This is a genomic window from Pseudoalteromonas sp. J2K-J599, from assembly GCF_059295115.2.
This window is the reverse complement of the sequence record NZ_CM200271.1, coordinates 2,953,666-2,977,785: the sequence shown is the minus strand read 5'-3', so window position 1 is coordinate 2,977,785 and position 24,120 is coordinate 2,953,666. Positions and strand designations below refer to the sequence as shown.

Annotated in this window: 20 protein-coding genes; 16 read left to right on the top strand and 4 right to left on the bottom strand. The window is 39.8% G+C overall.

All coding sequences use genetic code 11. The annotated features are described in order from the left end of the window. The first annotated feature begins 26 nt into the window (after positions 1-26). Positions 27-593 (top strand): phosphoribosyltransferase, encoded by a 567-nt coding sequence (locus AC5NT5_RS13470; protein ID WP_002962666.1) that lies wholly within the window; start codon positions 27-29, stop codon positions 591-593. 65 nt (positions 594-658) lie between these two features. On the opposite strand, the gene AC5NT5_RS13465 is transcribed toward AC5NT5_RS13470, so the two are convergent. After that, positions 659-1,315: a Crp/Fnr family transcriptional regulator gene (locus AC5NT5_RS13465; RefSeq protein WP_002962665.1), complete on the bottom strand. Its 657-nt coding sequence runs from the start codon at positions 1,313-1,315 to the stop codon at positions 659-661. Positions 1,316-1,602: 287 nt separating this feature from the next. Here AC5NT5_RS13465 and AC5NT5_RS13460 point away from each other — a divergent pair, with 287 nt between their 5' ends. After that, the gene (locus tag AC5NT5_RS13460) at positions 1,603-1,839 is read left to right on the top strand and encodes a YgjV family protein (RefSeq protein WP_002962663.1); all 237 of its coding nucleotides are present in this window, start codon (positions 1,603-1,605) and stop codon (positions 1,837-1,839) included. Positions 1,840-2,195: 356 nt separating this feature from the next. Here the strand turns inward: AC5NT5_RS13460 and rdgC are convergent, their stop codons facing one another. Further along, positions 2,196-3,113 (bottom strand): recombination-associated protein RdgC, encoded by a 918-nt coding sequence (gene rdgC / locus AC5NT5_RS13455; RefSeq protein WP_494513968.1) that lies wholly within the window; start codon positions 3,111-3,113, stop codon positions 2,196-2,198. A gap of 413 nt (positions 3,114-3,526) precedes the next feature. After that, positions 3,527-5,296, bottom strand: coding sequence for a sensor histidine kinase (locus AC5NT5_RS13450; RefSeq protein WP_024596296.1), 1,770 nt, complete (start codon positions 5,294-5,296; stop codon positions 3,527-3,529). Positions 5,297-5,651: 355 nt separating this feature from the next. On the opposite strand from AC5NT5_RS13450, the gene AC5NT5_RS13445 reads away from it, so the two are divergent. The 14 genes from AC5NT5_RS13445 (at position 5,652) to AC5NT5_RS13380 (ending at position 21,863) form a co-directional block, all read left to right on the top strand. Continuing rightward, positions 5,652-6,020 carry a response regulator gene (locus AC5NT5_RS13445; protein ID WP_494513969.1) on the top strand — a complete coding sequence of 123 codons (369 nt, stop codon included), beginning with the start codon at positions 5,652-5,654 and terminating at the stop codon, positions 6,018-6,020. A gap of 228 nt (positions 6,021-6,248) precedes the next feature. Next, a complete protein-coding gene (gene thrA, locus AC5NT5_RS13440) occupies positions 6,249-8,666 on the top strand; it encodes a bifunctional aspartate kinase/homoserine dehydrogenase I (RefSeq protein WP_138489567.1) in 2,418 nt (805 codons plus the stop codon). A gap of 9 nt (positions 8,667-8,675) precedes the next feature. Continuing rightward, positions 8,676-9,611 (top strand): homoserine kinase, encoded by a 936-nt coding sequence (thrB, locus tag AC5NT5_RS13435; RefSeq protein ID WP_182715565.1) that lies wholly within the window; start codon positions 8,676-8,678, stop codon positions 9,609-9,611. An 11-nt stretch (positions 9,612-9,622) separates the two neighbouring features. Continuing rightward, on the top strand, positions 9,623-10,906 hold the full coding sequence (gene thrC, locus AC5NT5_RS13430; protein ID WP_039490421.1) for a threonine synthase: 1,284 nt from the start codon (positions 9,623-9,625) through the stop codon (positions 10,904-10,906). Positions 10,907-11,175: 269 nt separating this feature from the next. Continuing rightward, positions 11,176-12,432 carry a serine hydroxymethyltransferase gene (gene glyA, locus AC5NT5_RS13425; RefSeq protein ID WP_002961763.1) on the top strand — a complete coding sequence of 419 codons (1,257 nt, stop codon included), beginning with the start codon at positions 11,176-11,178 and terminating at the stop codon, positions 12,430-12,432. A gap of 415 nt (positions 12,433-12,847) precedes the next feature. After that, positions 12,848-13,297, top strand: coding sequence for a transcriptional regulator NrdR (gene nrdR, locus AC5NT5_RS13420; protein ID WP_002961761.1), 450 nt, complete (start codon positions 12,848-12,850; stop codon positions 13,295-13,297). A 2-nt stretch (positions 13,298-13,299) separates the two neighbouring features. Then, on the top strand, positions 13,300-14,433 hold the full coding sequence (ribD, locus tag AC5NT5_RS13415; RefSeq protein WP_494513970.1) for a bifunctional diaminohydroxyphosphoribosylaminopyrimidine deaminase/5-amino-6-(5-phosphoribosylamino)uracil reductase RibD: 1,134 nt from the start codon (positions 13,300-13,302) through the stop codon (positions 14,431-14,433). Between the two features lie 16 nt (positions 14,434-14,449). Further along, on the top strand, positions 14,450-15,103 hold the full coding sequence (locus AC5NT5_RS13410; protein ID WP_024596291.1) for a riboflavin synthase: 654 nt from the start codon (positions 14,450-14,452) through the stop codon (positions 15,101-15,103). 29 nt (positions 15,104-15,132) lie between these two features. Next, a complete protein-coding gene (gene ribBA, locus AC5NT5_RS13405; RefSeq protein WP_494513971.1) occupies positions 15,133-16,245 on the top strand; it encodes a bifunctional 3,4-dihydroxy-2-butanone-4-phosphate synthase/GTP cyclohydrolase II in 1,113 nt (370 codons plus the stop codon). A gap of 100 nt (positions 16,246-16,345) precedes the next feature. After that, positions 16,346-16,810 carry a 6,7-dimethyl-8-ribityllumazine synthase gene (gene ribH, locus AC5NT5_RS13400; RefSeq protein ID WP_002961753.1) on the top strand — a complete coding sequence of 155 codons (465 nt, stop codon included), beginning with the start codon at positions 16,346-16,348 and terminating at the stop codon, positions 16,808-16,810. A 15-nt stretch (positions 16,811-16,825) separates the two neighbouring features. Further along, the gene (gene nusB, locus AC5NT5_RS13395; RefSeq protein ID WP_002961751.1) at positions 16,826-17,236 is read left to right on the top strand and encodes a transcription antitermination factor NusB; all 411 of its coding nucleotides are present in this window, start codon (positions 16,826-16,828) and stop codon (positions 17,234-17,236) included. A gap of 46 nt (positions 17,237-17,282) precedes the next feature. Then, positions 17,283-18,257, top strand: coding sequence for a thiamine-phosphate kinase (thiL, locus tag AC5NT5_RS13390; RefSeq protein WP_024596289.1), 975 nt, complete (start codon positions 17,283-17,285; stop codon positions 18,255-18,257). Then, entirely contained in the window at positions 18,254-18,739 is a 486-nt protein-coding gene (locus AC5NT5_RS13385; protein ID WP_182196916.1) for a phosphatidylglycerophosphatase A family protein, read from the top strand. The genes thiL and AC5NT5_RS13385 overlap by 4 nt, the downstream gene beginning before the upstream one ends. A 37-nt stretch (positions 18,740-18,776) precedes the next feature. Continuing rightward, positions 18,777-21,863, top strand: coding sequence for a ligand-binding sensor domain-containing diguanylate cyclase (locus AC5NT5_RS13380; RefSeq protein WP_182672770.1), 3,087 nt, complete (start codon positions 18,777-18,779; stop codon positions 21,861-21,863). Positions 21,864-21,904: 41 nt separating this feature from the next. Here AC5NT5_RS13380 and AC5NT5_RS13375 read toward each other — a convergent pair whose 3' ends face one another. Beyond that, the gene (locus AC5NT5_RS13375) at positions 21,905-24,016 is read right to left on the bottom strand and encodes a hypothetical protein (protein WP_494513974.1); all 2,112 of its coding nucleotides are present in this window, start codon (positions 24,014-24,016) and stop codon (positions 21,905-21,907) included. Positions 24,017-24,120 lie beyond the last annotated feature (104 nt).

The following is a 24,120-nucleotide window of genomic DNA, read 5'->3' as shown; positions in this document are numbered from 1 at the left end:
TATATCCACCACTGGGGTTTCTAATTATGTCAGATAAGTGCTACATCACAGCTCAACAGCTGCTTGAAGATTCGTTCCGCGTAGCGGCACAAGTATACCAAGATGGCTTTCGTCCTGATTTTATTATTGGTATTTGGCGAGGTGGTGCACCGATCGGTATTGCTGTTCAAGAATATTACGATTATAAAGGCATTGAGACTGACCACATTGCAGTACGTACATCGTCTTATTACGGTATTGGTAAACAATCTAAAGAAATTAAAGTCCACGGTTTGCATTACATTGTTGAGAACGCAAATGCAGGCGACTCATTATTAATTGTTGATGATGTATTTGACTCTGGTCGTAGTATTGTTGCATTAAAAGAAAAGCTTTCAGAGCTTATGCGCTTAAACTTGCCACGTGATATTCGTATTGCATGTCCGTACTACAAGCCAAAAAACTCAAAAGTAGACACTGTTCCAGATTATTATATTCATGAGTCTGAAGAGTGGTTAGTGTTCCCGCATGAACTATCGGGTTTAACACCGGATGAAATTATTGCAGGTAAATCTGATCTTGTGAAAATTCATGACATTTTGCTAGAGAAGTAATCAGTAATTTGTATAAATAGAAAAAGGCCGTTAAGGCCTTTTTTTATGGGTAAATTTTAAATAACTTAAAGTTGAGCAAAGCTATCTACGTATTCACTTAGCTTTGGTATATCGACTGCTTGTAAGCCATCGTTACTTCTAAGTACCAAGCCTTTTTCGACAAGTTCTGTAACAACACGTCTGTAAGCTCGCTCAGTGGTAGCAAAGCGTTCGGCTTCAGCATTTACAGTTGGATAGGCTCTAAGTAGCGTAGGGTTGTTGTTCTCGGCTCTTAGTAAGCAATCTTTGGCTATGTTGTAGCTCAATGGTAGTAGTAGCTTATCTAAATTGATTTTTTGGTTTTCCTGAAATTTAGCCGCAATAGTTTGTGCGGTGTATAAACTCAGTTCTGGTTTTTCAAGCAGCAGAGCACGCCAATGTCTTAATTCAATAAGATTATAAGTTACATCGCTAAAGCACGTTACCGTATAAATACACGGATTATTATTTAGCGCTTCTATTTCACCAATAAGGGTGTTGTTACAATCCAATTGTCCTAACAGCAGGCGTCGTCCATTACCTACGTCGTAACTAAACGACACAGTGCCACTGCGTACAAGCACAAGCTTGCTTAAAGGCTGATCTTGATGGATCAGAACTTCTTTTTTTGATTGTTGATAGCTACTACCGGCAAAGGTTAAAAGCTGATCAACAAGGTAACTAGAAAAATGGTATTGAAACATCAATGTGCTCTTCGGACATTTGTCCTATTTATTACATCTTAATGACGTTAGCATTAAGACACTAAGAATTTACGCTAACTTGCTACTAATATTATTAGCTTTGCTAATAGTATTATTTTACCTTCATTTCCCGTGTAATGATTTAAGAATTTGCTGGTATTTTCCGGCAAACTTTTTCAGGTTTTTAAGCAAGTTAGCTTTTTTATTTTGTTGTAACTTTGCAATACTTATAAGTGCCATAAGTTAGCAGTACATGTAATGCTAACCTAAAGGCTAGGAGAGAACAATTGAGTTGGGAATATTTAGGCTATATTGCATCAGCTTTATTGGTTGCATCGTTAACAATGACAGATGTAGTAAAACTGCGTTGGTACAACATGTTTGGTTGTATTGTATTTACTGCATACGGTGTTGCCATTGGCGCAGTACCTGTTATTTTTACCAACGGCTTATTGTCGCTTGTAAATTTATACCACATTATAAAAATATATCGCCAACCTAAAGTTGAAGACGCTAAAAGCTAAAATAAGTTATCTGCACAAATAAGTTAATGATTTCAATTAAAATCAAAACTTCAGTTTTTTGTGCATTCCGGCTTGAAGTGAATACAGATAATCTCATATCACTCTACATAACTTTTCTTTGAACCTTGCTGTAAGCTCTTACTTAAAAGATGATTACCTTAGGTTTTAATACGCCGAACGTTAGCTAAATTCTGTTCGCGGATAACAAATATATAAATAAGTGCTTCTAAAAATTCCATTAAAAAATCCGATAGCAGTAAACTGCTATCGGATTTTTTATCTGTTATACCAACCTGCTTATATATGAATCTATTTAATGCTTCAAAGCGCTTAAATATTTATGTAGGTTGTGGTATTTACGCTTTTTCTAAATCTTCAATGTCACCTAAGCCAGCGGTTAGTTCTTCAAGTAATTGCTTTATTTCCTCAGAAGCTAAAATAAAGTCAGCATCAAGTTTTAAAGCCATATCTTCTTTAGGAATATCTGCGTTCTCTTCTTTTAGAGTTTCAGAGTAACTTAAACGCTTGATAGAGCCATCGTTTTGCAGCATAAACTTAAGGCGTTCTTGCCAATCAAGTGCCAGTTTAGTTACGCGTTTACCACTTTCTAAGTGCGATTTAACCTCATCACATGCCAGATCATGGCCTTTTAGTTTTACTTGTGCACCGCTGTCGTCAGCTTCTTCAAGCTCAGCGTCAGAGCCAATAGCAAAGCCTTCTGGTGTACTAAAGTTAGTTAACCAATCAGTTAAGAATACATCTAGGTCGTAGTTAGCAAACGCAGGTACAACTGGGAGCGTTCCTAACGATTTACGAAGTAGTGCCAGTAGCTCTTCAGCTTTATTAAAGCTGCCACTATTTACAACCACCCAGCCATTTTCTTGGTCAATAAAGGCAAATTGTAAGCTCGACTTTTTAAATGCCTGGGGTAGAAGAGTATGAAGAATGTTTTCTTTTAATTCGTCTTTTTCTTTCTTTTTAACAGGGCGGTTTTCTTCGGCTTCTATCTGATCAATTTTCTCAGCAACTAGTTCGTTGATAACAGAAGCAGGGAGTACTTTTTCTTCACGTTTTGCGCAAACTAAAATACTTTTTTGAGAAAAATGCGATAGTGTTTCGCCATGCTTTCCAAACGCTTTCGTCCAACCAAATGTTGCAAGCTCTTGACCAGTACATGGGCGAAATAAATCTTGCTCTAATGCTTTATCAAAATCTTCTTGGGTGTATGAAACGTCTTGCTTAAAGCGGTAACAAATAAGGTTACTAAACCACATAGGGGAATTGATCCATTTGAAAAATTTGTCCAATCATAGCAATAAAAACAGCATCTCGAAATGACTGATTTGTTACTAGGGCGTGTTGAACTTTATGGATTGAAATTTGTTCAATCTAGAGGCGATTAAATCGCGGCGCGAGGTTTGTAACCTAGTGGGCTAAGTAAAAACCGAGCAAAGCTTCCGCGTCCTGCTCACGCCCCTTACCTACATCCATGTAGGCAACAAAGAGTTAATCGTCCCTAGATCGAGCTCAAAGGGCAGCGCATGTTTGGTATTTATGCTGCGTTATCGCCTACTTATGGGGAATAACCACACTACATAGGCTCTGGCTTGCCTAAAAACCAAACATATTGCTGCAAATTCAACCACCAAAGAACAACACGCCCTAATAATTTAATGCATATACTTTTTTATTCATATTTATCAAAAATAGGCATTGGCTTAGCCATGTTCTTTGGAAATTGAATATAGTAACGCAGACCTTTACCAGGTTCACTCGTTGCATCAATAGATCCACTAAGAGTTTGTTTAACTAAGTTAAACATTATATGGGTACCTAATCCGCTTCCGCCCTCATCGCGTTTAGTCGTAAAGAATGGGTCAAACAATTTTTTCAATTGCTCACTGGTAACTCCGTTACCGTCATCTTTGTAATCAATCGTTAAGTTAGTGTCATCTGCGCTTATTTTGATATCCATCACACCGTTGCTTTTACCTTCAAAGCCATGAATGAGTGAATTCATAATTAAGTTAGTAAAAATTTGGCTGATGGCGCCTGCCGGTAAATTTAAAACTAAATCATCAGGGCATTCTAATTTTATTGTATGGGATGTCTTTTTTAGTTTTGGATGCAGTGAGCGTATTACTTCGTTAGTGTAATCTTTAAAGTTAATAGTTCTTACAGCTTCACTGGCCTGATCGACCGCTATTTGCTTAAAGCTAGCAATAAGCTCTGAGGCTCTATCTAAGTTAGTGGTTAACAAGCTTGTGCTTTGTTTTGCTTCGTTAATAAATTCTTCTAGTGCTTTTGGTGAAAGTGTTTTTTCACTATAAGCACTTTCGAGTTTATTTAAGCGTTCTTGCAAAAACGATATTGCCGTTACACCTATCCCAATAGGGGTGTTAATATCATGCGTAATACCCGCCACAAGCCCGCCTAGTGCGGCCATCTTCTCTGTGCCCAATAAACGTTCCTGTGCAAGGCTTAATTCCTCTATATAACGCTGAGATTCAGTTTGTTTTGTAATTAGCTCTTGCTCTGTGCTGCGGCGTAAGTCTATTTCTTCAGTGAGCACAATTTTTTGCTTCTCAAGTTCGTATTTTTGCTGTTGTAATTCCATCATTGCTTGGCTTAAGTTTGATGTTTTACGGGCTACGTCTTGCTCAAGTTGTATGTTGTGATGATCGAGCTTTTCGTTACTAATAATAAGTTCTTTTTGGGTGTGCTCAAGCTCTTTTCTGTACTGAACCACTTTATCTATTAGTTTGTTAAACGACTGCTCCATTACTTTTAGTTCGTTATGCTCCTCTGTTTCTATTTCTATGTGTTGTCCTTCTAGCTCATCTAATTCTAGGTTTTCTAGTTGCTCAGTAAGCTCAGCTAAGGGATCTGTAAGAAGCTTTCTAAATGCCATTAAAAATAAAATGATTAAAAAGGTAGTTTTAATCATCGCATTACCAATCAAAAAGTAGATTGATACCATAATTCGGCTTAAAACAACTTCTCGGCTAGAGAACAAGGTAACGTCGCCCACTTGGGTAGCACGGCCAGAAAATTCAAAAATAAGTGGAAAGGTGTAACCAAACAGACCGGATTTCGCGTCTTCTAAAATAGCTTCTTCTTGTACTAACTGTTGGTTATATAGCTTATGTATGTCGAGCGAGCGCCCTAACTGTGAAATAATTTCGCCGCTGTCGTCTCGAACAATAATCCCTTCAATCATGGGAATGGCGAGTAAACCTTCTGCTGTTGTAATTGTTTGCTTGGTATTAAGCTCCCAAATTGCACGTGTTAAGCTACGACTAAAGGTTTTTTGTAATGTACTTAATTCATCACGTATATAGTCTTTAGTATTGAGATATTCAGCAAGCACCTGTCCGCAAGTCACTACGAAGGTAAGCAAAAAATAAACGGATAAAACGCTTGTTAGCAGCTTCTTAGAAAGGCTTTTTTGTAACATGAGTGACTTGTTCATCCTTTGTTATTTTTGTAACGTTACTATTGTAATTTAAAAGTTAGTCAATAAACCTCTAAAAATAAATAAAAAAGTTAAAATTTAATAAGATAAATCTAATTAAGTAGGTATGTAGTATTAATGTAATTAAACTCAGCTATGAATTAGTAAATTTGTTAGACGTTAAGTTTTGTAAGTTTGATTAGAATTTAGTTTCGTTAATCATATTTAAATGAGTTAATTCTATATTTATCATTGCATTGAATTATTAATGCGCTAAGTACTTAGATGCGTGTTAAAGTGTCCTGAGTGCAAAGAAAGATGGTCTTTTAATAACTTTGATGGTTGTGTAGTAGTAAACATGATGAAATTTTCGATATTAGTCTGTGATGATTCTGCTGTTGCTCGTAAACAAGTCGTGCGGTGTTTAAATGAGTGTATAGACGCAGATATACAACAAGCTATAAATGGAGCAAACGCCCTCGATCTTTTAAGAGCACAAAACTTTGATTTACTGTGCCTAGACCTCACCATGCCAGAGGTTGATGGTATACAAGTACTTGAAACTATAAAAACAGAAAAAATAGAGTGCTTTGTGTTGGTTATTTCTGCTGATATACAGGAAAAAATGAAGCAACGAGTCGCCCAACTTGGCGCAATTGATTTTATTGATAAACCTATTAATAAATCAAGCTTGAGTGAAATATTGCATAAATTTGGCATTCATTAGGTTTTTTCATGTTAAAAAAGGCTGTTTTATCTTTTAATTTAGGGTTGACAGCATAGCCTTTGTTAAGGCAGTCTTAACATATGAAAACAATTAATTGCGTACTGACCATTATTATTACAACCATCATTCTTACTGGATAGTGGCATAGGTCGGTGCAACAAATTTAAAGGCCTGTGTTCACTTAGAACACAGGCCTTTTTTCGTTTTATGGGATGAGGAACATAAACAATGCGAGTTTTAAAATTTGGTGGGTCTTCACTTGCCGATTATGCATGCTTACAACAGGTAGCTCAGTTAGTTAAAGCACAATTAAAAGATGAAATGTTATTGGTGCTTTCTGCTCCAGGTGGAATGACCGATTCGCTAGTTGCACTTGCAAGTGCTGCAGAGCAAGGCTTAGATTTTTCGCAGCAATGGCAAGCATTAGCGAGTCGTTGTGAAGGCTTAAAAGCTGACGTTGAAAAAAGCGGCGTAGTCGTTACAAGCTGGCCAGACCTAGGCGAGCTTAAAAATAAATTAGATGGCGTGTCGCTTATACAGTGTTGCCCTGATCAAGTTCGCGCATTTGTAATTAGCTTTGGAGAGCGCGTTAGCGTTTCTTTAATGCAGGCTTTATTGAGCTCACAAGATGCAAGGTACTTAGAAGCAACAAGCTGTATTGCTTCAACTGGTGGCTACATTGATGCAGAAGCTGATTTAGTGGCAAGTAAAGCTCGCTTTCAAGCTGTGCTTAAAGAAAACCCTGCAACTATTTATATTATGCCTGGTTTTACGGCGAGTAATGATAAAGGTGAGCTTACAACGCTTGGCCGTAATGGCTCAGATTACTCAGCAGCTATTGCTGCGGCATGTTTAGAAGCTGAGATTTGCCAAATTTGGACTGACGTTGATGGCGTATATAGCGCTGATCCTCGCTATATTAAAAAAGCCACTAAAGTAGATTTTTTATCTTATAAAGAAGCGATGGAGCTTTCTTACTTTGGTGCAAAAGTACTTCACCCAAAAACAATTTTACCGTGTGCTAAAGCAGGCGTGCCATGTGAAATTAAAAATACGCATAACCCAGACGCACAAGGCTCATTAATTGGTAACGATTATTCATCTGATGAGCCCGTAAAAGCGCTTTCTAGCTTACAAGACCTTGCAATGTTAACTGTTTCAGGCCCAGGCATGAAAGGTAAAGTAGGCATGGCGTCTAAGGTATTTAACGCGCTTGCTCACGATAACGTATCAATTGTATTGATCACGCAATCATCATGTGAATTTAGTATTAGTTTTTGTGTGCACGAAACAGACCTAGCACTTGCACTCGATGCGCTACAAACTGCATTTGAGCTTGAATTACAAGCAGGGCTTATTGAGCCTGTACAAGTACAACGTAATTTAGCCATTGTTACTTTAGTGGGCGACAACATGCGCGCACACCGAGGCTTAGCGGCTAAGTTTTTTGCATCGCTTGCACAAGCGCAAGTAAATATTGTGGCAATTGCACAGGATTCTACAGAAAGTGCTATTTCTGCGGTAATTGATGGTGAGTTATGTAATGACGCTGTAAAAATATGCCATGAAAACTTTTTCACGCATGTGCCGTCAATTGATGTGTTTTTACTAGGTTGTGGCTTAGTAGGGCAAGAGCTTATTAATCAGCTTGAACGTCAGCAAGCTTGGCTTGAAAAGCGTAATATTAAACTTAACTTGTATGGTGTTGCTAACTCTCGTCAATTACACCTTGATAACGAAGGCATCGCTTTTAGTGATTGGCAGCAAAAATTGGCCTCATCTGAGCAAGCATTTGATTTAAAATTAGTAGAGCAATTTGTTAAGCAAAACCACTTAGTGAATCCGGTATTAGTAGATTGTACATCTTCAGATGCACTTGCTGCGCAGTATGTAGACTTTTTAAATGCAGGTTTTCATGTGGTTGCAGCTAATAAAAAAGCGACAACAAGCTCATACACGTATTACCAAGATTTAATAGCTGCTACGCAAAAGAATAATCGTAAATTTTTATACGAAACTAACGTTGGTGCAGGTTTACCAGTAATCGATAACTTGCAGTCATTATTTGGTGCCGGTGATGAGTTACTAGAGTTTAGCGGTATTTTATCAGGCTCACTTTCGTATATGTTTGGTGCACTTCAAGATGGTTTATCACTTTCTGAGGCAACTATTAAAGCTAAAGAAAGCGGTTTTACTGAGCCAGATCCTCGTGATGATTTATCGGGTACCGATGTAGCACGTAAGTTACTGATCATTGCTCGCGAAGCCGGTATGAAGTTGGAGCTAAGCGATATTGAAGTTGAGTCAGTATTACCACAAGGTTTTGCACAAGGTGATAGCGTTGATGAGTTTATGGCAAAACTACCAAGCCTAGATGCTGATTTTAATGACCGCATTCAAAGTGCTGCGAGCGAAGGAAAGGTACTTCGTTATGTAGGTACAATTAAAGAAGGTCACTGTAAAGTAGGTATTGAGGCTGTTGATGAAAAACATGCGCTTAATGTAATTCGCGATGGCGAAAACGCGCTTGCTATTTTAAGCCAATACTACCAGCCACGTCCGTTTGTAATTCGTGGTTATGGTGCCGGCTCTGAAGTAACAGCAGCGGGTGTATTTGCTGATATTTTAAAAACACTATCGCGCTAGGAGCTCGTTATGATTGAAGTATATGCTCCGGCGTCTATTGGTAATTTTGCAGTGGGTTTTGATGCACTTGGCGCAGCGCTTGCGCCAATTGATGGTAGTTTATTAGGCGATGTAGCCGTTGTAAGTGCAGCACCAAGTGACGAATTTATTTGCACTGGCGACTACGCTCACAAGTTACCAAGTGATGCGAATGAAAACTTAGCGTACCAGTGTTTAGTACATTTTAGAGCGCATGTCGCGCCTGATATGCCAAGCGTAAAGCTCGAGCTTAAAAAGAATTTACCAATTGGATCTGGACTTGGTTCTAGTGCATGCTCGGTCGTGGCTACCTTTGCTGCCCTTGATAAGTTTGCACAAACTAACTTAAGTCAGGTTGAGCTTATTGAGCTTATGGCTGACTTTGAAGCTGTAGTGAGCGGTGGTCGTCATTACGACAACATCACGCCATGCTATTTAGGTGGTTTGCAATTAACAGGTGATTTAATCCCTGATAAATCGATTGCACTGCCTGTTGATGAAAATTGGTACTACGTTACTGCGTTCCCTGGTTTTTCACTCAACACTGCAAAAGCGCGCTCGGTTTTACCAAAAGAGTTGAGCATGCATGCAAGTGTTGAGTTTGCACAGCGTTTATCGGCATTTAGTAGCTTACTGTTGACTAATCGTTTTGACGATGCACTGAGCATAATGAAAGATGAAATAGCAGAACCTTACCGCGCACCGCTTATTAAAGGTTTTAGTGAAGCCAAAGCAAGCTTACCAGCGTTGGGCGCTGAAATAGTGAGTATTTCGGGCGCAGGACCTACCTTGTTTAGTGTATGTAAAACACTTGAAGCTGCAAAGCAATGCGCGCAGTGGTTAGAGGCAAATTACATTAACGAGCAAGGCTTTTGCCACATTTGTAAATTAGATAACGACGGCACGCGTCAATTAACAGTTTTATAGGATAGGTAGTCATGCAATTACATAATTTAAAAGATAGCTCACAAAAAGTGTCGTTCGTTGAAGCCGTAAAAACAGGTTTGGGTCGTAATCAAGGTGTGTTCTTCCCTGAATCCCTTGCCCCACTGTCCGATGTTGATGCTTTGCTTGATATGGACTTTGTTACACGCAGTGGCAAAATATTATCTCACCTAATTGGTGATGAGCTGCCTAGCGACACTGTGGCACAAATGGTTAAAAATGCATTTAACTTTCCAGTTAAGCTGGTGGAAGTTGAAGAGAATACATACTGCTTAGAGTTGTTTCATGGTCCTACGCTTGCGTTTAAAGACTTTGGTGGTCGCTTTATGGCTGAGTGTTTAGCGCAATTTAATAAAGATGAAAAAGTAACTATTTTAACCGCAACATCGGGCGATACTGGTGCAGCCGTTGCACATGCTTTTTATAACAAGCCGAATATCGATGTTGTCATCTTATATCCTAAAGGCAAAATTTCACTTGCTCAGCAAAAGCTATTTACTACGTTAGGTAACAATATTCATTGTTACGCAGTTGATGGCAGTTTTGATGATTGCCAAGAGTTGGTTAAAAATGCCTTTTTAGATGAAGAAGTTAAATCAACACTTGGGCTTAATTCTGCTAATTCAATTAATATTAGCCGTTTAGTTGCTCAGGTTTGTTATTACTTTGAGGCCATTGCACAACTACCAAAAGAAAAACGCGCAACAGCGCATATATCAGTGCCAAGTGGCAACTTTGGTAATGTATGTGCTGCAATGATTGGTGCGGTTATTGGCTTACCTGTAGGTAAATTAAGTGCAACAACCAACCAAAATGATACTGTGCCGCGCTTTATGCTTGATAAAACCTGGACGCCAAACGCAACACTTGAGTCGCTTTCAAATGCAATGGATGTAAGTAAGCCAAACAACTGGCCGCGTGTGCAAACAATGTTAGATAATAACTGGTTTAGCTACGATAATTTTTATTCAACTAGCGTAAACGAGGAAGACACGCAATCGGTGATGAAAAAAATTCAACAAACGGGTTATGTTGCAGAGCCTCACACTGCTATTGCGTACCAAGGTCTTGTTGAAAATCGAGCGCCTGGTGCAGCGGGCATCTTTTTAGCCACAGCTCACCCTGCTAAGTTTAAAGAAAGCGTAGAGGGTATTTTAAATATTGAATTAGGTATGCCAAAACCACTTAGCGACGCACTAGCAAAACCATGCCTAGCAAGCGATATAAAGGCCGATTACGACGCATTACGTACAGAAATACTTGCTAAACTTGGCTAAGTTAATTAATTCAAAAAGGCGGTTAAGCCGCCTTTTTTTATAACTTTAGGCTTTTAAATCTAGTGAGTTGCATTTACTAATTAAATGTAGGAAATAGCATTCATTTAAAATCGTTATGGTTTTATAAGAAAATATCATCTTAAAAAGTCTGTGAAATAGTTTCAATCCCTGTTTAAATATCCTCAACTTAAGAGCGTAGGCAAAGAGTCGTTTAAAGCGTACAATAAAGCCTCTAAAAAACACCATACACGTTGCCCTAGGAGACCCCAATGTTAGAACGTAGCATGAATATTTCGGATTTTGATCCAGAGTTATTTGACGCGATAAACAAAGAAACTGCTCGCCAAGAAGAGCACATTGAACTAATCGCTTCAGAAAACTACTGTAGCCCACGCGTACTAGAAGCGCAGGGTTCACAGCTTACAAATAAATACGCAGAAGGTTACCCTGGCAAACGTTATTATGGCGGTTGTGAGCACGTTGATGTTGTTGAGCAATTAGCAATTGACCGTGCTAACGAGTTATTTGGTTCTGACTACGCAAACGTACAACCACATGCTGGTTCGCAAGCTAATGCTGCTGTTTTTCTAGCGCTATTAGAAGCAGGCGACACTGTACTTGGTATGAGCTTAGCTCATGGTGGTCACTTAACTCACGGATCACACGTAAGCTTCTCTGGTAAGCTTTACAATGCAATTCAATACGGACTAGATGAAACAACGGGCGAAATTGATTACGCACAGGTTGAAGCACTAGCACTTGAGCATAAACCAAAAATGATTATTGGTGGTTTCTCAGCGTACTCAGGTATTGTTGATTGGGCTAAATTCCGTGAAATTGCTGACAAAGTAGGTGCTTACCTGTTTGTTGATATGGCTCACGTTGCAGGTTTAATTGCGGCAGGCGTTTACCCAAGCCCAGTTCCTCATGCACATGTTGTAACTACAACTACGCATAAAACACTTGCTGGTCCTCGTGGTGGTTTAATTATCTCTGCATGTGGCGATGAAGCAATCTATAAAAAGCTTAACAGCGCAGTTTTCCCTGGTGGCCAAGGTGGTCCTTTATGTCATGTTATTGCAGCAAAAGCAGTGGCATTTAAAGAAGCGCTTCAACCAGAATTTAAAGTATACCAAACACAAGTTGTTAAAAACGCAAAAGCAATGGTTGCTGTAATGCAAGAGCGCGGCTACAAAATCGTATCTGACAAAACTGAAAACCACTTATTCCTACTCGATTTAATCGATAAAGATATTACTGGTAAAGATGCAGATGCAGCCCTTGGTAACGCTAACATCACAGTTAACAAAAACTCAGTGCCAAACGATCCACGTTCTCCGTTTGTAACATCTGGTTTGCGTATTGGTTCTCCTGCAATCACTCGTCGTGGTTTCAAAGAAGAAGAATCAAAAGAGCTTGCTGGCTGGATTTGTGACGTACTAGATAACATCACTGATGAATCTGTGCAGGCGCAAGTTAAAGAAAAAGTAAAAGCAATTTGTGCAAAATTACCTGTTTACGCTTAATTGCATAAGCAGCAGTAATTTAGATCACATAGGCTAGGGGCCTGTTTATCTTTCGAGGTTTAATTTGCAGTAGTATGTTTGGTTTTTAGGCAAGGCAGAGTCTATGTAGTGTGGTTACTCCACACAAATAGGCGATAACGCAGCATAAATGCCAAACATGCACTGCCCTCGGGTTCGTCCTAGGGGCGATTTACTCTTTGTTGCCTACATGGATGTAGGTAAGGGGCGTGAGCAGGACGCGGAAGCTTTGCTCGGTTTTTACTTAGCCCACTAGGTTACAAACCTCGCGCCGCGATTAAATCACCCATAGATAGAACAAATTTAATCCTGAAAGGTCAACAGGCCCTATTTTTTTGCTAAGATAAAAGACCGCTATTTAGCGGTCTTTTTTGTTTTAAAACGGAAGTACCGAGCTATGCATTGTCCATTTTGTACCGCAAAAGATACTAAAGTTATTGACTCACGCCTTGTTGGTGGAGGCCATCAAGTTCGCAGGCGCCGTGAGTGCAACGACTGCCATGAGCGCTTTACTACATTTGAAGGCGCTGAACTGGTTATGCCTCGTGTTATTAAACAAGACGGCAGCCGCGAACCATTTAACGAAGATAAATTATTAAATGGCTTAAATCGCGCACTCGAAAAACGCCCAGTGAGCACAGAGCAAGTAGACGAAGTAGTGAATATAATAAAATCGCAGTTGCGTGCTACAGGCGAGCGAGAAATTTCAAGCCATTTGGTTGGTGAATGCATTATGGAAGCCCTCAAAAAGCTCGATAAAGTAGCGTATGTAAGATTTGCCTCTGTTTATCGCTCGTTTGAAGATATACGCGAATTTGGCGAAGAAATTGCCCGCTTAGGGGAGTAACAATGCAAAGCCAAGTTCCTTTTACTGAACATGATGAAATGTATATGGCACGCGCCATAGAACTTGCCAAAAAAGGCCGGTTTACCACCACACCTAACCCTAATGTTGGCTGTGTTTTAGTTAAAAATAATCAAATAATTGGTGAGGGTTTTCATCAATTAGCAGGTCAAGGCCATGCAGAAGTAAATGCACTGGCTGTCGCTGGAAAAAATGCACAAGGTGCAACGGCTTATGTAACGCTTGAACCGTGTAGTCATTATGGCCGTACGCCACCGTGCGCCGAAGGCTTAAAAGCTGCCGGTGTGGTAAAAGTAATTGCTGCTATGGTTGATACAAATCCACAAGTTGCTGGCAAAGGCCTTAAAATACTGAGCGACGCGGGTATTGACGTTGCTTACGGGTTACTCGAATCACAAGCTCGCGCACTTAACGTTGGCTTTTTTAAGCGTATGGAACAAGGCTTACCTTATGTGATTTGCAAAATGGCAGCGAGTATTGATGGTAAAACGGCGCTTAAAAATGGGCAAAGTAAGTGGATCACAAGTCCTGCTGCTCGACAAGACGTACAATTATACCGAGCGAAAAGCTGCGCTATTTTAACCGGTGCCGATACAGTGCTAGTAGACGATGCTAAACTTAATGTGCGACTAAGTGAGCTGCCTTGCACACTGCCTACTGATTTGCCGCTTCGCCAGCCCGTGCGTGTTATAATTGACTCTCAAAACCGTTTAACACCTGACCTTGCTTTATTTGAAATCCAAAGTGATGTAATAATATTTACGACTAAGGTTGATAAATCATTGCAATGGCCGCATTTTGTAAAGCATATTGAAGTTAGTGAAAGTAACGGTAAAGTTGATTTACAAGCCGTTTTAGAAAAACTTGGGCAACTGCAGTTTAATAATGTTTGGCTTGAAGCTGGCGCAACACTTGCTGGTAAAATGACAGAGCTTAATTTAGTTGACGAGTTTGTTTTTTATTTAGCGCCTAAACTAATGGGCCATGATGCAAAAAGTTTAGTTAATTTTCCTGAATTGACGAGTATGCAAAACACCGTTGATTTAACATTTAATGAATGTGCGCGCATTGGTGACGATTTACGTATCACCGCGTTAAAACTCATTAAAATCACTTAATAAAAAGAGTAGTGCTATGTTTACTGGGATAATAGAAGCCACAGGCAAAATTGCTTTATTACAAAAAAAACAAGGCGACTTAGCCATTCGTATCCAAAGTACTGATCTTGATATGACAGACGTAAAGTTAGGTGACAGCATTGCAACTAATGGTGTTTGCTTAACTGTAGTTGATAAACATATTGATGGTTTTAGTGCGGATTTATCTAATGAGACGATTAGTTTGACCGGTTTTGCTCACTATGCTTTAGGACAAACGGTGAATCTTGAAAAAGCCATGCAACCTGTTTCTCGTTTAGGCGGTCATTTAGTGTCTGGCCATGTTGATGGTATCGCAACAATTACAAGTATTACAGCAAACGCCAGAGCAACAGAATATTGGCTTACAACTGACGAAAATTTAATGAAATACATTCCTTACAAAGGTTCGGTATGTATTGATGGTATAAGCCTGACAGTAAACGCTGTAGAGGGTAATAAATTCAAATTAACAATTGTCCCACACACGAGTGAGCAAACCACAATTGCTCATTTTAAAGTAGGTACCCAAGTTAATTTAGAAGTCGATCAAATTGCACGTTATTTAGAGCGCCTTATAAAGGGTGCAGAGCAACCAACGGGCTCTGATATTTCGATGAGCTTACTCGCTAAAGCGGGTTTTATTAAATAACGAAACTGACAACTTACACGAGCAAATTTATGAATTTACACAGCGCGCAAGAAATCATCGACGATATTAAAGCCGGTAAAATGGTTATTTTAATGGATGATGAAGATAGAGAAAATGAAGGCGATTTAATAATAGCTGCTGAGCATATTAGCGCAGAAGCGATTAATTTCATGGCTACCCATGGCCGTGGTTTAATTTGTTTAACCATGACGCAAGAGCGTTGCGAGCAACTTGATTTACCGTTAATGGTTAAAAACAATGGTGCAGCATTTTCGACTAACTTTACAATGTCGATAGAAGCATCAAAAGGTGTTACAACCGGTATTTCAGCAGCAGATAGAGCGCGTACAGTGCAAGCGGCTATAGCTAAAGGCGCAGTCCCAAGTGATATTGTTCAGCCTGGACATATTTTTCCTATTATGGCGCAACCTGGTGGCGTATTAACTCGCGCAGGACACACTGAAGCTGGCTGTGATTTAGCGCGTTTAGCTGGACTTGAAGCATCATCTGTTATTGTTGAAATACTTAATGCTGACGGCACTATGGCACGTCGCCCTGATTTAGAAGTTTTTGCGAAAGAGCACGATATTAAAATTGGCACCATTGCTGATTTAATCGAATACCGCAACTTAAACGAAACAACAATCGAGCAAGTAGCAAAATGTAAGTTACCAACTGTTCATGGTGAATTTGATTTAGTTACTTACAAAGACACAATTGACGGCCAATTACATTACGTATTGATCAAAGGCGATATAAAAGATCAAGAGCCGACAAATGTACGTGTACATTTGCAAAGTACCTTTAACGATATTCTACTTTCAGACAGAAGTGCTGACCGTAGCTGGGGCCTTTCTGAAGCAATGGCTTATATCGCTAAAAATGAAGGTGCTTTAGTTATTTTAGGTAAGCAAGAAAGCACTGAAGAGTTAGAGGCAACTGTGAAAGCATTTGCAGCAGCTGATGCTGGCGAAAGCGTTACGCCACGTAAATTCAAAGGTACATCTCGTACTGTTGGCGTAGGTTCGCAAATACTTGCCGATCTTGGAATTAAACAAATGCGATTAATGAGTCGCCCTAAAAAGTACCATGCACTTTCGGGCTTTCATTTAGAAGTTGTTGATTACGTTGAGCCACAATAAGCATCACGCTTAAACTAGGCTATTATTTTATTTTTATGGTATGATGCGCAGCAATTTTTGCGCAATCGCAACCGCTTGAACTTATTTTTAGGGTTATCAAATGAAAATTATTGAAGGTAATAAGTACGCTCCAGGCAAAAAATTTGCCATTGTCATTTCTCGTTTTAATGACTTTATTGGTAGCAGCCTCCTTGCAGGTGCTGTTGATGAGCTAAAACGCACAGGTGGCGTATCAGATGACGACATTACCGTTATTTATGTGCCAGGCGCGGTAGAATTACCTTTAGCGGCTAAACGCGTTGCGGCAAAAAAAGAGTATGATGCAATCATCGCATTAGGCGTAGTGATCAGAGGTGGTACACCACACTTTGACCTAGTTGCTGGCGAATCAAACAAAGGTCTTGCGCAAGTATCACTTGAGTATGATATCCCGGTTGCATTTGGCGTATTAACCACAGAAAGCATTGAACAAGCAATTGAGCGTGCTGGCACCAAAATGGGCAATAAAGGCGGCGAAGCTGCTTTAGGCGCGCTTGAAATGGTTAATGTGTTAGATAAAATTTAAGTTTAAGGAATTTTTGTGAAACCAGCAGCAAGACGTAAAGCACGTATCTTAGCACTCCAAGCCGTTTATTCTTGGCAAATAAGTGGCAATTTAATTGCCGATATCGAACAACAAATGTTGATCGAAACAGACGTTACTAAAATTGATGTTGAATACTTTAAAGATCTAGCGACGGGTGTTGCTGTAAATTACAAGCAACTAGACGAAGCTGTATCACCACATTTAACACGTCCGTTTGATGACTTAGATATGGTTGAGCGTGCAATTTTACGTTTAAGCAGCTATGAGCTTAAGTTCCGTGAAGACGTACCTTATAAAGTTGCTATTAACGAAGGTATTGAGCTGGCCAAAATTTTTGGCGCTGAAGACAGCCATAAATTTGTAAACGGTGTACTTGATAAAGCTGTTAAGCATTTACGCAAGTAAGTAAACCGTTAAAGAGGGGAGCCGGCATAGGCCGGCTTTTTTGTGTATGAAGGAATTTGAATTAATTAACCGCTACTTTAAAGGTCGCGGTATCACCCGTCGTGATGTAAACCTAGGTATAGGGGATGATTGCGCTTTAGTAACCGTTCCACAAAACTGCCAACTTGCCGTTACAACAGACACTCTTGTTGCTGGCGTACACTTTTTTGATGATATTTCCCCTCGTGCATTAGGTCACAGAGCGCTTGCTGTTAATTTAAGTGATTTAGCGGCCATGGGCGCTGAGCCGACTTGGGTTTCAGTTGCGTTAACTTTGCCAAGTATTGACCCACAGTGGATTGAAGAGTTTACTGATGGCATGCATGAAATTGCTGAATATTTTAATGTGCAGATTATAGGTGGTGATACAACTCAGGGCCCACTAACCATCACTATTTGTGCGAAAGGGACTGTACCCGAAGGTACTGCACTTCGTCGTAGTGGCGCAAAAGTGGGTGATTGGATTTATGTTACGGGTCCGCTAGGAGACGCTGGACTTGCAATTGAGTCTCGCAAACAAGGTATAAGTATTGAGCCAGAGCATTTAAAGTACGTAAATAAACGCTTTGACTTTCCAACCCCACGTGTTGCTGCAGGGCAGGTATTACGAGGCCTTGCATCATCGGCTATTGATGTGTCGGACGGCTTAATCGCTGATTTAAGTCATATACTCGATATGTCACAAGTAAGTGCAGTGGTGAATATTGAAAGTATTCCAACTTCAGATGCGATGCAAGCAAGCCTTGATTTTAATCAGCAGCTGCCATTTATTCTCAGTTACGGTGATGATTACGAATTAATTTTTACGGTCCCTGATAGCAATAAAAGTATGTTAGAAATAAAGCTACGCCAGTATGGTGTAGATGCAACATGCATTGGCCAAGTTAAAAGTGGCGATGGCCAAATTGAGCTTTTACACAACGGTGAAAAGTTTGATTTTGAACCGCAGGGTTTTGAGCACTTTGCAAAGGAGCTGGTTTGAACAATAACCGCAAGTTTAATTTAAAGCGTCCACATCAGTTTTTTGGTCTGGGCTTTGGGACTGGGCTTGCCCCTAAAGCGCCCGGTACATTTGGTACATTTGCTGCCTTGCCATTCATTTTTATGACCATGTATTATCCGTTATGGCTGCAAATTGTATTTGCCGTTGTGATCAGTATATTTGGTATATGGGCGTGCGGTAAAACGGCTGATGATTTAGGCGTGCACGATCATCCTGCTATTGTATGGGATGAAGTGGCGGGTTATTACATCACTATGATTGGCGCAGCACTTAACTGGCAAACATTACTCGTAGGTTTTTTGTTATTTCGCTTTTTTGATATAGCAAAACCCGGCCCAATCCGTATGCTAGACAAACGAGTACATGGCGGTTTAGGTATAATGGCCGACGATATACTTGCGGGTATTTTTTCGCTTATATGTTTACAAGCGTTAATAAAAGTGGGTTTACTGCCCTTTTAATTTTTATATTTGATTTGTTTAACTAGGTGGCAGCAATATGATGCGATTTTTACTGGTTTGTGTACTTATGTTGTGCGCGACGCCAAGTTGGGCTTCAATTACTGATTACGTAGTTAAGCAATGGAATATAAAAGATGGCCTACCGTCGCAATCACTTAAAAGTGTTGTGCAAGATCAGCAAGGCTATATGTGGCTTGGTACGCAATTTGGTTTAAGCCGTTTTGATGGTACAACATTTACAAATTACAACACGCAAAATAGTCCATTCTTGCCTAGTAATGGTGTTAATAAGCTTTTAGTCGATTCTAGTGGTTTGTTATGGGTAGGCACTAAAAGTGGCTTGGTAGTTATTAACCCAGCCACATTTGCAGCACAAGAATTTAATATTAAAGGTCCAGTAAGGGATATTCTTGAGGACTCTAAAGGTAGCATATGGATTGCGGCCAACGGCTTATACTATGTAGATAGAGGGCAAGTTGATTTACGCACTGAAGTAAATGGTCCTCTACCTATTGTTAATGCTACTGTGATCACACAAATAGTTGGCTCTGTTAGCCAAATGGCACTCTCTCCTGAAGGCATTTGGCTGGTTAATGATCGTCATTTATTACGCCTTACAAAAAACTCATCAGATTTTTCTAAACTACGTTTAGAGCTTACCGCAAAAATATCTTTACCAGAGCGCCTAGCGCAAACCATAGTGCACGATTTATCATTTTTAAATGGTAATTTGTATATAGCTTCTGAGCTAGGTGCATACTTTTTAGATTTAGATGACGAGCTAAGACCTTTTCCTCTACCTAATGCAAATAACTCAGCCGTTTATAAGTTTATGAGTGATACCGATGGTGGCTTGTGGGTTTCGACCTATGGACGCTTATTATTCAGAGATAAAACCGGTGAGTGGCAATGGGTAGAGCCTAGCCAACTTGATCAAAGTATATGGTTTGCTGATATTTTTAGAGATGATAAAAATAACGTTTGGTTAGCAAGCTTTAGTGAAGGCTTGTGGCTTGCTCATGAAGGACGAGTCGAAAGGCATTCAGCAGTTTCAAACATGACCGAATCTGTTATGGCTATTAGCCAAGCACCCGATGGTAAACTGTGGGTTGCGAATAAAAGCGGCATTGGTTATTTCGATTTAGATAAAAGTTTTATTAATTTAGTCCCAAGTAGTAAATATGGATACGCATCAGTACACGATCTACAATTTGATGGTGAGCGATTATATATAGCCACAGGGCGCGGCTTATTTGTTTTTGAAAACAAGACACTTTACACCGTCCCAGGTCGAGCACTTCGCGATAATCCGGTATTTGCAATAAGTCGCTCTAGTAAAGGCGGCTTTTGGATTGGTACCGGACGCGGTTTATATCGATTAAATTATGCTGGTTTAACGCCTTTTGCCTATAACGCTTTTTTAGGTAGTAAGTTTATTACCTACGTATTAGATAAAACAAACTTTGGTGTGATTGGTACTAGTAAGGGCGCATATTACTTTACAGACCGTGGCATTGAAAAAATTGGCGACCAAACAACACTTGAAAGCGCATACGTAACTAGCGTGCTACATATAGATGGCGTGGGTATTTTAATCGGCTCTCTTAACGACGGGCTTTTTTACAGAAGTACGCAAGGGCAATGGCGTCAGCTCGATGCAGCTAATGGTTTACCGTATGGTTCTATATTTAGCCTAGAATATGATGAAAAGTTAAAGCATGTTTGGGTAAGCACCATGAAAGGTGTTTACAGAATGCCTGTAGAGCAATTTAAAACAGAAATAAAAAGCTTAAAAGTTGAAGAAGTAATTTCATCTTTTGACCGTCAACTTGATGGTAAAGCGAATCAATGTTGTAGTGGACTTGGGCATGATGCGGTAGCAGACACCGGAAATTCTATTTGGTACCCAAGCTTACAAGGTGTTGTTGAAATACCTAAAAATGTAGAGCTATTTGGTGTGCTTGCATTAAAGCCAACAATAGAGACAATAACAACGCCACTTCGTCATTTAACTACCGCTGCGCTTGGTAAAAAACCATCATTAGAAACAGACGAGCGTGATATAACGCTAACTTACACAGCTATTGATTACTATGCACCAAACAGCATTGAATTTAGATATAAACTAAGTGGCTTAGATAGTGACTGGCGCTATGCAAATACGCGACGTGAAGCTATTTATACTAACTTGCCTCCTGGCTCGTTTTTGTTTCAATTAGAAGCTAAGCGCCAAGGTGAAGACTGGGCTAAAGCGCAAGATGTAGAATACGGTTTTGTAGTGCCTGAGCGCTTTGACGAAACAATTTACTTTAGGCTTTTAATTACCAGTGGTTTTATTTTGCTTTTTTATCTCATTTTTTGGGTGTTTAGAGCACAAGAACGCAGAAAACAAGAAGCATTAGAGGGCTTAATCACTGAGCGTACCTTAGAGCTTCGCCAAGCTAATGATAAATTAGGCCAAGTGAATTCACAGCTTAAATTAGTGAGTCACTCAGATGAGCTAACAGGGCTACGTAGTCGCCGCTTTTTGTTTGATCAACTCCCTAAAGATATTGAGCACTTTCAACGTAATTCACAGTCGCTGCAGGCACAAGGTAAGTCACTGGTGCTGGTAATTATTAACTTTGATAACTTCAGCCGTATTAACGATGCGTATGGCCCAATTGCAGGTGATAGCTGCTTACAGCAAATGGCTGCATTGTTAAATTCGCGTACGCAGGGCTCTGACTATGTGGCACGTTGGAGTGGTGATGAGTTTTTATTATTATTACGTGACTTTAAATGCAATAAAATAGACAGCTATGCTTCAGAACTTTGTAAAGTAATAGCGGCTAATTCGTTCCAATTACCAAATGGAAAAACAACTAATATCACGGCATCAATTGGTTGGTCATTTTATCCATTACCTTTATTAGGCGGGCAGGTAATTAGCTGGGAAACCTCTATTAACTTAGCAGATATAGCATTGCATCAAGTTAAAAAACGCGGTGGTGATGGTGTGGCTAATATTACGTTTGATGAGCAGCTCGATGCATTTGAGTTTGAACAAAACTCTAATGTTGATCAGCAATTAGGTATTTTACAAAGTAATGGCTTGGCAGATATAAAAGTGTGGATGCGATAATGCCCGACCAAGGTTATTGGTCAGGCATGGTGAGGTTAACTCTATTTGTTAAGCCAAGCTGGTAATATTGCAATCGACTCAGGGGCTGTAAATGCCATACTGGTATCGGCGCTTATATCACCGCCTGCACTGCTTAAAATATTATTAAATCGCATAACCACATTATTTGACTTCTCAGCTACGTATAAATCTGTTCCGGTATACATAATATCAACAGGGTTACCCAGTAGGGTATTTGGACCGCTAATAGTGGTACTTATGTTTACCAAGCCCGATGCAGTTGCTACGTTATTCAATACGTATATTTTGCCATCGTCAGCAACTGCTGCGCTACCAACATCAGAGAGTATTAGCGAGCCACTTAGCGAGTCGTAGTCGATGCCGTGCATGTTGCTTGGTGCTGCTACTGCTGTACCTGCATTTGCTGGCGTTATAAGCCTATCCTCAACTGCAATATTAGTACTACCAGCCATTAGTTTGCTTTTAACTTCGTCAAATACAGCAACGGTTCCATTTGTTAGTGCTACAAAAGCTCGATCAGTGTTTGCATCGTAATCAACATCCCAAGGGCGAGCATCGTTTGCAAACGTAAGCGTCATTAATGGGCTTGCATCCCCTGTGGTGCAAGTTGAAAATATTGAAATACTTGGAGTATCTGCATTATTTTCTGCAACTAAAATCATACCGCTATCAGAAGCCACATCAAGACCTTTAGGAGATATAAGGCCTGTATTCGAACCAGTAATAATGCTGTCTTGGTTCGTATTATAAGTTTGCCCATCTCTGTTTATTGCCACTTTATTTGAAATAATAATACCGCCAATTGAGGTTGTACTGTTATCGAACGTTGTATAACTATTACCCGCTTTATCAAAAGTTACACTTTCGATAGTTTGACTTGCATTATAGTTGCCAATTTCTGTGTTAAGTTGTGAACTTAATCGACTAATTTGCCCAGTTGTTTCACCTGCAGTGCCCGGATTACTACTTACAGCAACACCTAGCAGCGCCATATTAGCGGTATCACTATCTGAAATATCAGCCATCTCATTTTGTATACCCAGTTTAGTAATTGACTCAGGTTTAATTGTTGAGGTAACTAAATCAGGAGTGATATCGCCGCTCTCACCTGAAAATATATTGCTGAACACAAGAACAGCATCATTTGATTTTTCAGCTACACGTAAGTCACTACCTTCAAGGCTAATATCAACTGGGTTACCAAGCATTGTTGCTGGACCGGCAATACTTCGTGCAACGCTTACTAAGCCCTCTGCAGTTGAAGCATTATTAATTACAAATAACGAACCATCGGTTGCGTCTGAGGCACTGCCTACATCAGACAAAACAAGTTTATTAGTATTTGAGTCATAAACAATGCCGTGAATATTTACAGATATTTGCGTACCATCATTATTACTTGGAGTAATTGTGCGGCTTGGCATTGCGGCAAATTCACCACCAACAAAATTATCATAAACGGCTACATCACCATTTGTTAGTGCTACATAAAGGCGGTCGTTAGATTCATCATAATCAACATCCCACGGCGCCGCTTCTGTAATAGTTGTGCCTAAAGGCGCTGCATCGCCCGCGGCTGTAGCGCCAAAAGTCGTTACTTGCATAGCGCCAAAGTCAGCAATAAAAACAAGGCCACTCTTTTGTGCTACAGCTATTCCTTTAGGGTTTACCAGTGTTGTGTTAGTACCTGTTATTTCGCGATCTGTATTAGCTGTATAGGTTGCGCCGTCACTACGATTTGCAAGCTGGCAAATAGTTTTAATACTGCCATTTTCGCTGTCGCTTGCTTGCAATAAATTACCTAAGCTATCAAATGCAACGCCTTCGTTAGCTGTTGTATTAAAGGTTTTTAGTTTAGAGGCGTTTTGGTTAATTAAATCGATAGTGCCTGTATTGCTCTCGCCATTGTTTGCCAAAATTAATGTGGCTGATGCAAAGCCAGGGTTGCCATTTGTACCGTCGGTACCGTTTTGTCCATCGGTGCCTGCAATACCATCTACGCCGTTTTCACCATCGTCTGAGCTACAGCCTGTAATGCCGATTAATACTGCAAGTGTTAAAGCTGAAAAACTAAGCGTGTGTTTAAGTGTGTTTTTTTGTGTTGAATGAGTTGTTAAATTAGCTTTATTCATCATTTTTACCTTTTAAATATTCCATCAAATGTAGGTAAATAACGCGCTTGCTCATAAGGCATAGACTAAGCGGCACCGATTATTTACATGTTAACCTCATATCA

Bases quoted from the DNA above. Each gene is read 5' to 3' on its own strand.
- AC5NT5_RS13470 (WP_002962666.1), top strand. From the start codon at position 27: ATGTCAGATAAGTGCTACATCACAGCTCAACAGCTGCTTGAAGATTCG.
- AC5NT5_RS13465 (WP_002962665.1), bottom strand. From the start codon at position 1,315: ATGTTTCAATACCATTTTTCTAGTTACCTTGTTGATCAGCTTTTAACC.
- rdgC (WP_494513968.1), bottom strand. From the start codon at position 3,113: ATGTGGTTTAGTAACCTTATTTGTTACCGCTTTAAGCAAGACGTTTCA.
- AC5NT5_RS13450 (WP_024596296.1), bottom strand. From the start codon at position 5,296: ATGTTACAAAAAAGCCTTTCTAAGAAGCTGCTAACAAGCGTTTTATCC.
- AC5NT5_RS13445 (WP_494513969.1), top strand. From the start codon at position 5,652: ATGATGAAATTTTCGATATTAGTCTGTGATGATTCTGCTGTTGCTCGT.
- thrA (WP_138489567.1), top strand. From the start codon at position 6,249: ATGCGAGTTTTAAAATTTGGTGGGTCTTCACTTGCCGATTATGCATGC.
- thrB (WP_182715565.1), top strand. From the start codon at position 8,676: ATGATTGAAGTATATGCTCCGGCGTCTATTGGTAATTTTGCAGTGGGT.
- thrC (WP_039490421.1), top strand. From the start codon at position 9,623: ATGCAATTACATAATTTAAAAGATAGCTCACAAAAAGTGTCGTTCGTT.
- glyA (WP_002961763.1), top strand. From the start codon at position 11,176: ATGTTAGAACGTAGCATGAATATTTCGGATTTTGATCCAGAGTTATTT.
- nrdR (WP_002961761.1), top strand. From the start codon at position 12,848: ATGCATTGTCCATTTTGTACCGCAAAAGATACTAAAGTTATTGACTCA.
- ribD (WP_494513970.1), top strand. From the start codon at position 13,300: ATGCAAAGCCAAGTTCCTTTTACTGAACATGATGAAATGTATATGGCA.
- AC5NT5_RS13410 (WP_024596291.1), top strand. From the start codon at position 14,450: ATGTTTACTGGGATAATAGAAGCCACAGGCAAAATTGCTTTATTACAA.
- ribBA (WP_494513971.1), top strand. From the start codon at position 15,133: ATGAATTTACACAGCGCGCAAGAAATCATCGACGATATTAAAGCCGGT.
- ribH (WP_002961753.1), top strand. From the start codon at position 16,346: ATGAAAATTATTGAAGGTAATAAGTACGCTCCAGGCAAAAAATTTGCC.
- thiL (WP_024596289.1), top strand. From the start codon at position 17,283: ATGAAGGAATTTGAATTAATTAACCGCTACTTTAAAGGTCGCGGTATC.
- AC5NT5_RS13380 (WP_182672770.1), top strand. From the start codon at position 18,777: ATGATGCGATTTTTACTGGTTTGTGTACTTATGTTGTGCGCGACGCCA.
- AC5NT5_RS13375 (WP_494513974.1), bottom strand. From the start codon at position 24,016: ATGAATAAAGCTAATTTAACAACTCATTCAACACAAAAAAACACACTT.